This is a genomic window from Synechococcus sp. UW105, from assembly GCF_900473935.1.
GTDB lineage: Bacteria > Cyanobacteriota > Cyanobacteriia > PCC-6307 > Cyanobiaceae > Synechococcus_C.
Genome location: NZ_UCNN01000020.1, coordinates 1 through 11,054 on the forward strand (window position 1 = coordinate 1; position 11,054 = coordinate 11,054).

The following is an 11,054-nucleotide window of genomic DNA, read 5'->3' on the forward strand; positions in this document are numbered from 1 at the left end:
CTAGGCCGTCTCTCCATCGGGAGGGGCGGCCTTCCTCTTTGGAGCCGAGTCAATCCGCCGTCCCCGGCTCGACCTTGAACCGAGATGCTTGGCGTTTCTGCCCATCGTTGACCGAGCTGACGTTGAGCATGCCTTGATCGCTGATGCCCTCTCCCTCTCCCTCGCCGCGACAACTGATCAGTTCGGTGTCTTGGCTCGGCCAATAAAAAACCCTGTATGCAACAGGGTTTTAGGTCTCTGATTGGAACGGAGAGGGTGGGATTCGAACCCACGGATGCTTTCACATCGCTGGTTTTCAAGACCAGAGCCATCAACCACTCGACCACCTCTCCAGGTGGATCAGCCCGGCGTACCGGGACGATCCAATTTTAAGGCCTGACGTCGACTCAGTTCGTTGGTTTTGCCAGCGGTAACAGGCATTTGTCGGAATCGCAGCCTGCAGGCCCTGCTTCGGTGAGCTCACCACTGTCGTAACGCTTGAGTGCGTCGAAGAAGTTGGTGTTGACTCGCCGCTTCACCACCTCTAACTGCATCTGCTCATAGGTCTCCGCATCAATCGGCTCAAATGGCAAACGTGGGAAGGTGGCGTTGGCATCGAAACGAGCTAGGAGGGCAGCGGAGATATAACCTTCGCCACGCTCGATGGTTTGATGCAAGGCTTCAGCTAGTGGCTCGATCTCATGCTCACGAAACTCGATCGTGGCTGAGGTGTTATGCGCCGTGTAGTGGCTCTGAACCTGCATATAAAAGTCGAACTGTGCCATTGCTGAGAAGGCATTGATGTCGACCGCATCAGCTCCAGGCAGATTGGCCCAGCTCACCTCGGTTGGGATCTCAACCAACCATTCGGTGCAGCGTGAATCGAATGGATCATCGAGCAAACGACCCTGGTCATCCTTGTCGGACTGGGATGGAACCACGGTGTAGCCGTAGTCCATGCAGGCCATGGCCACTGGATCGTTCTTGCGGAAGGTGATGCGACGGATGAAACGCTGAGCCTTGGGGGGGTGCCAACCAGGAGCGGCACCTGTCAGCAGACTCTTGGTGCCGGCGGGTTGCACCGTGGTGCAGCGGTTCGGCCGACGTAGCCCCTGACGGTCGCAGTAGTCCCACACCGTTTCATTGACGATGGTCTTCCAGCGGCTCAAGAAAGCAGCTTCTTGACGCTTGAAATCCTGTCCCTCTTCTGTGTCGGGGCGCCCGGCTTCCCACCAGTTGAGCCAGGGAGTGCCGAAGGCATGCACGAAGAAATCGAACAGCCCCGTGAAGCTCACGCCCACAATCGGATCCCAATCTCTGCTTTGGCGATAGCGTTCGACCTCGAACTTGTGGTTCAGCAGGCAGGCCACTGACAGAGCTCCAGCGCGGAAGGCATCCCGCTGGCCCTCTTCGTCGCTGGGGTCGATCTGGTTGAGGTGAATCTCAGCCAGATTGCAGTGGAAATCAGCTCCGAGGATTTCGCCACAGGGGTTCAGGCCGTAACGGGTTAAGCGGTGCTCAAGTTCTGCAGCCTCGATTGGGCCGTGGTTCAGGCTCAGCCAGCGAGCCGCTTCCTCGCGTCCCTGGTCGCAGTAGATATCGATGAACTCTTTGCGTAGTTCAGGTGTGGTCAGCAGGTCTGCATTGGAGCGGGCGATCGCTTCAGGGGCGAATTGGATTGCACCTTCACCACTGTGGAACTGCTTGATCACCGCTTCGCGCAGCACGTCTTTACTGGGACGTGTGTGATAGACGCGGGTGTGGTTGGCCATCCGCAGGGCATCCCGTTCGGGATCAATGCGCCAGTTGCCTTCGTCATCCTGTTGCCAGAGATTGTCTTTGGCGGATGAGGCTTCCTGGTCGTTGGCTGCGAATTGGCGCATGCCTGCACTGCGCCGGATGTTGCCGGCCACGATGGTGACTGCGGCTTCGTCAATCAGCAAGCAACATTCAATCGAGGTGAGCCTGCGGTTGATGGCTTTGCCCAGCAGCCGTGCGACCCGTGCGTAGAGATCTTTCAGCTTGACGGGATTGGCCATGCCGCCGAACCCCTTGAGGGTTTCTCCGACAGGGCGTACATCGGAGAGGTCAACAGTGACTTGGACCAGTTCACCGTTGAAGCGTGCATCGCTTGAAAGCTCAAGCAGCAGTTGATAGCTGTCGACCCAACCGCGACGCGTATCCCCGACTTTGATGGAAACCTTGTTCCCCACGATCTCGTGGGTCGTGGTCTCCTGGCGTTGGCCAGCGGGGGTGATGCCGATATCGCTGACGCCCAGGACTTCAATCGGGTTGCGCACGATCGGCAGCCGATCGATCAGTCTCGGCTCAATGATGGCGCCGGTTCCACAACCCATCATCGCCAGGTCCATCATCAGACCAAAGGCTTCCCAGTCGATCAGATTCGTGGATGTGCAGTTGTAGGCGCCTGAGAAATTTTCCTGCTGCTCGATCCAAGGGGTTCCACCGATCCAGAGCCAACGTCCCGAGGGCAAGGCCTTCTTCTCGGTCTGCATGCGCTGCATCAGCGCAATCTCGTCCTGATTGAGTTGTCCTAGCTGCCGCAGACCTTCGAGGTTGCGCTGACCAACTTGGTCCCAGCTTTCCCGTCCTGTGGTGGTCTTGCGGCTGTAGGTCCTGTAAAAGACCGGATTGGCGGCTGGGGCAGTGGCCGGGAAGTCACCGTTGGTGAGATGGAGCGTTTGTGCGTCCGTCGCACGGCTGGGTGTGAGGGTCACTGAGGGGACTCATTGTCAAGCGTCTCCGCACACTAACGCCACCCATGGGGGCTGCAAGTAATCGATGCCACCATTGGCAGTGCCCTTCACACTTCTGGCTTCGGTTCCGCCTGAACCCGCTTTGGGCCGCTTTTTCTCGGTCGTGCCTGTGGGCGGAGATGGCGTCAGCGCGTCTCTCCCTCAACGTTGCTTGTTTGATTGACTTGGCGGCCTGCAAGCTTTCGCTGATGGCATGCAGCTGGCCTCGCTTCAGTTGCATCAGGCTTGTCTCGATAAGGTGACCGAACTTGGGCATGCGTTCGCCTTGAAAGGCTCACCCTTGTGGGTGGATGTCAATCACCTTCTCCTCAGCCAGCAGGCTCTTCGCCGAGGCTGATCACTGCTTTCCAGCCAAGGGCCTTTGCCATGACCGCATCGATCTCACAGGTGATGTCGCCCTTCCCATGATGCAGCGCATTCCTGAGCCTGAATTGATGGATGACTTCCATCAGGTTGAGGCGTATGCCAACGCTGATTTCAGTGGGACTGACGACGCGTTTGTGGAGCGTCTTGGCCAGCTTTGTGTTCAGTACCACTGTCCTTTTGCTGCGGATCAAGTCTTGCTGGATCTGGGCTGCGGACCTGGCAATATCAGCCACCGGTTGTCGAAGGTTTGGCCCGCTTGCCATGTGATCGGCATTGATGCTGCTTCGACCATGCTGGCTGTGGCGAGAGAGCGGCAAGCAAGGGATTTGGGTGCTGTCCGCCACCTCCATTTCCGTCAGCTCTCACTTCGCGACTTGGCCGATCAGGGTCCCTCAGCCTTCGCTACTGATCAACAGCCGCGGTTGCTTGCCTCTGGCGTCATCAGCAATAGCCTGCTCCACCATCTCCACGACCCACAGCAGCTTTGGCTGGCCACCGCCAAACTTGCTGCTCCAGGGGCTTTGGTGCTGCATCGAGACTTGCGCAGGCCATCGAGTGCGGCGGCTGCGCTGGCTCTACGCGAGCGTCACCTCGCGCATGCGCCTGAGGTGCTTCGTCATGACTATTTGGCCTCTCTGCATGCAGCCTTCACCCCAGAGGAGGTGCAAGCCCAGCTGAACACTGCAGGCCTGCAGACGCTTGATGTGATCGAGGTGGGCGATCGCTATCTCGACGTGATTGGCCGTTTGCCTTGATCCGCTCTGGCAGGCTATAGCCATTCCCTGTCTTGAATGAGCTCGGTGTCCGCCAACGTGAACAGCGCTTCAAAGGCAGAAGGCACCTCTGTGGAGGAACTGGCTCAAGCAGTCGATCGGCGGCGCAATTTCGCGATCATTTCGCATCCGGATGCCGGCAAGACGACATTGACCGAGAAGCTGCTGCTCTACGGCGGCGCCATTCAACAGGCGGGTGCCGTTAAAGCACGCGGAGAGCAGCGCAAGGTGACGTCTGACTGGATGGAACTCGAGAAGCAGCGAGGTATCTCGATTACGTCAACGGTGCTGCAGTTTGACTACGGCACCAACACCATCAATCTTCTCGATACACCTGGTCACCAGGATTTTTCCGAGGACACCTATCGCACCCTTGCTGCAGCCGATAACGCTGTGATGCTTGAGGACGCCGCCAAGGGACTTGAGCCACAGACCCGCAAGCTGTTTGAAGTTTGCAGGATGCGAGAGATTCCGATCTTCACCTTCATCAACAAGATGGACCGGCCTGGGCGAGAGCCGCTGTCTTTGTTAGATGAGATTGAAGCTGAGCTCGGACTCACCCCCTGGGCAGTGAATTGGCCGATTGGAAGCGGCGAGCAGTTCCGTGGCGTGATTGACCGTCGCACCCGTCGGGTGATTCTGTTCAGTCGTGCTGAGCGGGGGCGTCAGTCGGAGGAGCAGGTCCTCGCGCTTGACGACCCACAGCTCAAGGAGTTGGTGGAAGACGACTTGCTGGAGCAGGCAGTCGAGGAAATGGATCTGCTCGAGGCGGCTGGCGCAGAACTCGATCTTGAGATGGTGCATGCCGGCGAACTCACGCCTGTGTTCTTTGGGTCAGCCATGACCAACTTTGGTGTGCGGCCATTCCTCGATGCGTTTCTGGAGATGGCACAGCGTCCCATTGCCCGCAGTGGCAGTGAGGGCCCGATCGATCCTTTACGGCCTGATTTCAGTGGGTTCGTTTTCAAGCTTCAGGCAAACATGGATCCACGCCATCGGGATCGTGTGGCATTCGTACGCGTCTGCAGTGGTCGCTTTGAAAAAGATATGAATGTCCGTCACGCCCGCACGGGCAAGACAATCCGTCTCTCCCGCCCCCAGAAGCTCTTCGGTCAAGAGCGCGCCGTCGTTGAAGACGCCTATCCCGGTGATGTGATCGGACTGAACAACCCAGGCATGTTTGCGATTGGCGACACCCTCTACACCGGTACGAAAGTGGAGTTTGAAGGGATTCCCTGTTTCAGTCCTGAGATCTTTAGTTGGCTTCGTAACCCCAACCCTTCAGCCTTCAAGAATTTCCGGAAAGGCGTGAATGAGCTCCGCGAAGAGGGAGCTGTACAGATTTTGTACGACACCGATCAGAGCCGTCGTGATCCAATTTTGGCCGCTGTTGGTCAGTTGCAATTGGAGGTGGTGCAGCACCGTCTTGAAAATGAATACGGCGTAGAGACAAGGCTTGAGCCTCTTGGCTATCAAGTGGCTCGCTGGGTCAATGGTGGCTGGCCTGCGCTCGATAAAGTCGGTCGGATCTTCAACTGCAAGACGGTGCAAGACGCTTGGACGCGACCGGTTCTGTTGTTCAAGAACACCTGGAATCTCAATCAATTGCAGGAAGAGCACGTTGATCTGGAGCTCAGTTCGGTGGCCCCAGTGGTGAGTGGTGTGGAGCCCATCTCTCTCTAGGCCCAGTGCTTGAAGGCTCACCTCACTCGCGATATTGGCTTCATTTCGCCAAACTCATAGAACTGAATCCGAACCGCGATGGTCGACACCATCTGGTTGCACCGAGCCAGCGCCGATGGAGGCATTGACTACGTCTGTTTTCGTTCCTGCAAAGAAGATGTTGAGCTTGTTGAGGGTTATCACCTTCCTCCCCAGATGCCTCTGATCAAATCTCGGTCGTCTCTTGGCTCTCTGCAGGCACGTGATCGGCGTGATCATTTCGAAAAGTGCCTTGGATACCGGCACGGCCCACCGGTGTTTTGATTTGCCACTGTTTGATTGGACATGCTGGCTGAGCACGCCGCACTGGCGCCTATGTCGATACGCTCTAGTTAGCGTTCAAAGGGCTTATGGCCTCCGGGGTTGATTCCGGCTCAAATTCCGGTTCCCAGGATCCCTACTCACGCCTTGGCATCACGCCTGATAGCGGCTTTGAGGCGGTACAAAAGGCCAAGGCATCGGCCCTTGAGGCTGCCGGGGAAGATCCTCAGGCTCGAGCCAAGGTGGAAGTTGCCTATGACGCTGTTCTGATGGCCCGTTTACGCGAGCGTCAATCAGGTCGTGTGAGCATCGCTGCGGCTAGTGCCTCCGAGCGTGAACAGCAGGTGAACTCTCAGGCAGCCCCTTCCAGCGGTGGTTCGGGAGTGCTAACCCGACTGCGTCAGTTCTCTCTTCCCACCCCATCTGGATCCGCCGCTAATTGGATGCCGGAACTCTCCATGGTGGAGGGCCAGGGGCTGGTTGTACGAACCGTTGCCGGTGGCCTGGCGGTCTTGTTGCTGCTGGTTGCCTCCGGTACGGCCGAACTCGTGCTCTCTCTTTCCACCATCGGCTTATTCCTGAGCCAGGTCCGACGCGGTCGTCGTCCACTCCCTTCTCTTGGCTGGACTCTTCTGCTTCTGGCCCTGGGCTTGGGATTAGGTGTTTTGATCCTCAGCTTGGTTGGTGCTGCGTCCGTTGGACTGCCTTTGGCAGTGGATCAGCTCCAGGCTCTCCCTGCCGTGCTTTTGATGCTTGCAGGAGCCCTGTTGCTGGCTTGATCAACCGGCTTGACGAGCCTCGCTGATGAGCTCTTTGAGTCCATTGGCATCGACTCGATACACCTCATTGCAGAAGTGGCAGATCAGTTCAGCCCCGCCATCCTCGTCAAGCATCGTTGTTAATTCCTCGGCGCCCAGCAGCTGAAGAGCGCCAAGACTGCGCTCATAGCTACAGGGGCAATGGAATCTGATCGCTTGGCTTGGTTCCCCCGCTGGGATCGGCTGGGGATCAAGATCTGGAAAAACATCGTGGAGTAGGTCTTCGAGGTTGTTGTTGCAGGCAGAAAGCCGTCCGCTGAAGTTGGCGATCTCTCGGCAACGCTCCTCAAGTAACGCCACCAGTGCCGGCTCTTCCGCTGCCTTGGGAAGAACCTGTACCAACAAGGCTCCGCTGCATTGCAAGCCACTGCTGTTGATCTTCTCCCCGACAAACACGGCAGAGGGAGTTTGTTCCGAATGGAGCAGATAGGAGGCCACGTCCTCTCCGATCCCTCCCTTCACGAGTTCCACTGTGCTGCTGAAGGGTTCTCCCTTGCCTTCATCACGCACCACATGCAGATAGCCCGTGCCAGCGGCTTCTGCGAAATCAAAGCTGAAGTGGCCATCCGTATCGGGCACGGGATCCAGTTCGAGCGTCGGGTTGCCGACATGGCCGCGCACAGTGCCATTGCGACCGGCATCCACAATCAGGCCGCGTAAGGGGCCATCCGACCCAATGCGCAGATTGACGCGTCCATGGCTCACCTTCATCGAACTAGCGAGCAGCAGACCTGCGCCCATGGCCCGTCCCAGCATCACGGTGGTGAGATACGAAAGCCCATGGCGACGGCTTGCTTCCCTTGTTGTTTCCGTGGTTGACACGGCGACCAGTCGAATCCCCCCGCCCGCTGCGGTCGCCCGGACAAGGCGGTCACTCATGGCGATCACTCAGCTGCGGCCAATGGTGACAGAGCACGGAGCTCTCCTCCCTGCAGTCTCCACTGCTCGCACTCCCACCGATGGAACAGATCCGGTTCATGGGTGACCACGATCAAGACCTTCTCTTTGGCCAAGTGCTGCAGCAGTGCGAGCACGTCGTCGCGAACCGACCAATCCAAACCTGCAGTGGGTTCATCAAGGAGCAGCACATCAGGCTCCCTCAGCAGTTGAACCGCGAGGGCGAGGCGACGCTGTTGACCACCGCTGAGTCGTTCCGGTGCCTGCTTCAGATCCAGATCATTCAGCCCAACCCGGCGTAGACCTTGATGCAGTCGTTCTGTGCTCATGCGGCGGTGCCCGAGCTTCAGTTCTTGAGTCACGCTCAGACCCAGGAAATGGCGTTCTGGGAATTGGAACACCACACCACAGAGCCAGCGACGTTGCCGGCGGTTCAGCTGTTGCCCTTGCCAGGTCACACTGCCCCGTTGTGCACCTGAGAGACCGCTGATCACCTCGATCAAGCTTGTTTTGCCGCTGCCACTGGCTCCTGAGATCAGCGCTGGGCGTCCTGGAGACACCTTCAGATTGATCTCTTCCAACACCGACTGTGCTGCCGTGGCCGGTTGGTAGTGCAGGCTTTTCAGTTCAAGCATCGTTCCCCGCCTTGGCCGGTTGCGTGGATTCCGTGGCCATAGCTTGAAGGATCAGCGCCCCCCTGCAGCGATGATGAGGGAGTGATTGCTCGACCATGAACGTACGTTTTCGCGAGGTTGACCCGTTCAACTGCTGGCTGTGGCTTCGCTTCACCGAGATTCCCAGTCAGGGTGAGCGTAACTATGTCGATGGCGTCTTCGATAGTTGGTATGTGCTGGGTCGCCTCGGTGGCTTCAATGCCGAAAACCTGCAGACCCAAGAAGAAGGGGATCAGCTCAGTTGGATGAGTTATGACAACGACGCGGCAGCAGCGGCGATGCCTGCCTTGATGCACAACATGGGGCAGCTGGAGTACCACGAGCAATGGGGACGTTGCTGGGTGGATCTCGGAACCACCGATGCCCTCGCTCTTGATGTGCTGATCAATTCCTTGCGCCAGCTGGACAGTGATGTCGTGCAATTAGAGGAATTGTTGGTGGGTGGTGAAAACGAAGATTGGCCAGTTGAAGAGCACCCTGACAGCGTCTTCCCTTCATCCAACTGAGCCGCATGGCAGAACTTCGTCGTCTGCTAATCAGACCAGAGCGGCTGCAGGACAGCGGGTCTGGGATTCAGCTTGAGCCGAAGGAAAGCCATTATCTGCGTCGAGTTTTGAGATTGAGGCCAGGAGATGCTCTGGCTGTGGTCGATGGACAGGGCCACCTTTGGACCGCCCGAGTGGTGGATGGTGAGCACCTAGAGCTGGGGCAGTCGCAGGCTCATCCTTACCTGAGCGAGAGCGCTCCTTTCCCTCGTTTGGGTTTGGCTGTGGTGGGTGTGCGTCGTGGCATGGATGACCTGATGCGCATGGCGTGTGAGTTGGGCATCGATTGCATCCAACCGCTCAGGTCCCATTGGCGTACGCCCCAAGCTGAGGATCGTCCTGATCGTTGGCAGGTCATCCTCGATGAGGCTGTGGAACAGAGCGAGCGTCTTTGGATGCCGCGGCTGCTGTCCACAAAGGCTGTGGCTGATTGGTGGGGTGAGCCCGATCCCGCTTGGGCACGTTGTTACGCCACAACACGCAAGAGCACGCTGCCCCGCCTGTCGACCTGGCTTGAACACAGGCTGATCACGTCTGACAACCCTCTCCCAGCCGAGGTTTGGATGGCTATCGGACCTGAAGCGGGCTGGACCGAGGGTGAACAGCAGCAGGCCGTCGCTCTGGGGTGGACTCCAGTGCAGATGGGGTGTTCGATTCTTCGAACTGCAACGGCGGCGGTGACGGCCACGGCTTTAATGACGAGCTGGCGGGCGACAGCCCTTGAGGTAGAGCGCAGTTAGTCGCGCTCCGTTGAGCAGTAGGGCACCTGGCTCTCTCTGGTTGTGATTGAACTCAGCGCAGTAGATCGCTCACTGCGACACAGAAGGTCAGGACCTCGACCTTTCCTTGCTCCTTGAGGACGGCTAAGACAGGCACCTCGTCTGGCCAACAACCTCGAGCTTTGGAAACGAAATGAGCCAGGTCGCCGGCACTGACGGTTCCGTGGCCTCGGCGCTGGACGTCTTTTCTCCAGGCGTCGTAGAGACCCGCGAACTCACCGGCCTTCTCCAGGTTTGTGTCGCTAAGCATGGATTCGAGTGCTTTTGCGGGGCCTTCATTCAGGGTCAGATTGAGCCACTCCTGGATGAGGGGGTGGTCAACGTGCTCGCACACGGTGAGGTGATTGCCGATTGCACTGACAGGGATGACGACAGCCTCTCCGCACTCTTTGACAAGCACAACTGGTGAGCTGAAGCTCCAGACGTTTTCCTCCCCGATTCGCTGGGCGCATTGGCACAGGGTGGTCTCGTGGAGCTCGACCAGCGCTTCAGACATCGACTCTGAGTGGCTTGGGTCGCCTGTCATGGGAACAGGTTAGGCATCCTCAGTGTCACTTCAAACCAGGCCATCAAGTCTTAAGACGTCAGAGGATGTGATGGTGGCGTCTTGACTGATGCCAGGGGAACGCAGCCCCTGATGGCTTGCCTCAGGGCGCTGTTCGATTCGAAAGATCTGCGGCCAAAACCTGGCTGAACCCAGGTTGTCCCACTCCCTCGCAGTCCAAATGGCTCGAAGGATCTTGGGCGACAGAGTGGCAAAGGCGGAGTCTCTTGGCGTTGTCTCTGTCGCTCCTCCAGACCTGGAGCGGCAGAGACTGATGAGCCCAGCTGTGCGAGCGGTGCTGGAGCGTCATCAGGTAACGACCTCGCTTGATCGTGTGGAGGTGCTTGATCGAGCCTGTAGTCGCGGTGAGCTCTCCGCGAGCGAATGTCAGGCCATCGGGCTAGGTCGACGCAGGAGGTAGCGCGATGACTGACTGATTGATTGATTGGCCAAGCCCTTAACGGCGAAAACAGTAAAAACCGTTGCTTGTGGCCACTGACCGATTGAAGTCTCCTAAGACAGGGATCGGTTGCCCTTCGGTGAAAGTCCTGAAGGGCCAGTAGGGCCTGGTGTCACAGATCAGCTTTTGGCAACTGCAGATGTACTTTTCTGCGCTGAGTCCTTTTTGATCCCATTCGGCAAAGATCTCGCTAATCGGGATGTTCTGCTGCTCGAAGCGTTTGGTCGCTGGTTGCTGACCGTAGGCAGAGCCAGCTGTGAGCAGTGCAAAAGCCAACCCAGTTGATAGATACAACGTCCGCATCTTCATCTCGACGCAAGTCACTGATCTCATAGTGCGCAGAGGTCTGGATGGGGGCCAGGGCTCAAACAAGGATGAGATCTTCTGGCGTTGAGGCTGAGCTTAGGTTTTGGTCAGGCTTGGCTGAAGCTTGCTCAGAGGATGACCCTTCCGCAGAAT

10 protein-coding genes and 1 tRNA gene are annotated in these 11,054 nt (G+C 57.9%); 6 read left to right on the forward strand and 5 right to left on the reverse strand.

What is annotated here, in order from left to right; all coding sequences use genetic code 11:
• Window positions 1–247 precede the first annotated feature (247 nt).
• Window positions 248–332: transfer RNA gene (locus DXY16_RS09465), tRNA-Ser, on the reverse strand.
• A 54-nt stretch (window positions 333–386) separates the two neighbouring features.
• Entirely contained in the window at window positions 387–2,717 is a 2,331-nt protein-coding gene (nrdJ, locus tag DXY16_RS09470; RefSeq protein WP_115121001.1) for a ribonucleoside-triphosphate reductase, adenosylcobalamin-dependent, read from the reverse strand.
• Window positions 2,718–3,046: 329 nt separating this feature from the next.
• On the opposite strand from nrdJ, the gene DXY16_RS09475 reads away from it, so the two are divergent.
• The 4 genes from DXY16_RS09475 (at window position 3,047) to DXY16_RS09490 (ending at window position 6,657) form a co-directional block, all read left to right on the forward strand.
• Complete coding sequence (locus DXY16_RS09475; protein ID WP_371410903.1) at window positions 3,047–3,877, forward strand: trans-aconitate 2-methyltransferase; 831 nt, start codon at window positions 3,047–3,049, stop codon at window positions 3,875–3,877.
• A gap of 36 nt (window positions 3,878–3,913) precedes the next feature.
• Window positions 3,914–5,578 carry a peptide chain release factor 3 gene (locus tag DXY16_RS09480; protein ID WP_115121002.1) on the forward strand — a complete coding sequence of 555 codons (1,665 nt, stop codon included), beginning with the start codon at window positions 3,914–3,916 and terminating at the stop codon, window positions 5,576–5,578.
• 78 nt (window positions 5,579–5,656) lie between these two features.
• On the forward strand, window positions 5,657–5,881 hold the full coding sequence (locus tag DXY16_RS09485; protein ID WP_115121003.1) for a hypothetical protein: 225 nt from the start codon (window positions 5,657–5,659) through the stop codon (window positions 5,879–5,881).
• A gap of 86 nt (window positions 5,882–5,967) precedes the next feature.
• Window positions 5,968–6,657 carry a CPP1-like family protein gene (locus DXY16_RS09490; protein WP_115121004.1) on the forward strand — a complete coding sequence of 230 codons (690 nt, stop codon included), beginning with the start codon at window positions 5,968–5,970 and terminating at the stop codon, window positions 6,655–6,657.
• Here the strand turns inward: DXY16_RS09490 and hslO are convergent, their stop codons facing one another.
• A complete protein-coding gene (gene hslO / locus DXY16_RS09495; RefSeq protein WP_115121005.1) occupies window positions 6,658–7,575 on the reverse strand; it encodes an Hsp33 family molecular chaperone HslO in 918 nt (305 codons plus the stop codon). It abuts the gene before it with no gap.
• Between the two features lie 5 nt (window positions 7,576–7,580).
• Complete coding sequence (locus tag DXY16_RS09500; RefSeq protein WP_115121006.1) at window positions 7,581–8,228, reverse strand: ABC transporter ATP-binding protein; 648 nt, start codon at window positions 8,226–8,228, stop codon at window positions 7,581–7,583.
• A gap of 95 nt (window positions 8,229–8,323) precedes the next feature.
• Between DXY16_RS09500 and DXY16_RS09505 the strand changes: the two genes are divergently transcribed.
• Both DXY16_RS09505 and DXY16_RS09510 read left to right on the forward strand, forming a co-directional pair.
• Window positions 8,324–8,773, forward strand: coding sequence for a DUF3531 family protein (locus DXY16_RS09505; protein ID WP_115121007.1), 450 nt, complete (start codon window positions 8,324–8,326; stop codon window positions 8,771–8,773).
• Between the two features lie 5 nt (window positions 8,774–8,778).
• Window positions 8,779–9,552: a 16S rRNA (uracil(1498)-N(3))-methyltransferase gene (locus DXY16_RS09510; RefSeq protein ID WP_115121008.1), complete on the forward strand. Its 774-nt coding sequence runs from the start codon at window positions 8,779–8,781 to the stop codon at window positions 9,550–9,552.
• A gap of 52 nt (window positions 9,553–9,604) precedes the next feature.
• Here DXY16_RS09510 and DXY16_RS09515 read toward each other — a convergent pair whose 3' ends face one another.
• Window positions 9,605–10,087 (reverse strand): hypothetical protein, encoded by a 483-nt coding sequence (locus DXY16_RS09515; RefSeq protein WP_115121009.1) that lies wholly within the window; start codon window positions 10,085–10,087, stop codon window positions 9,605–9,607.
• Window positions 10,088–11,054 lie beyond the last annotated feature (967 nt).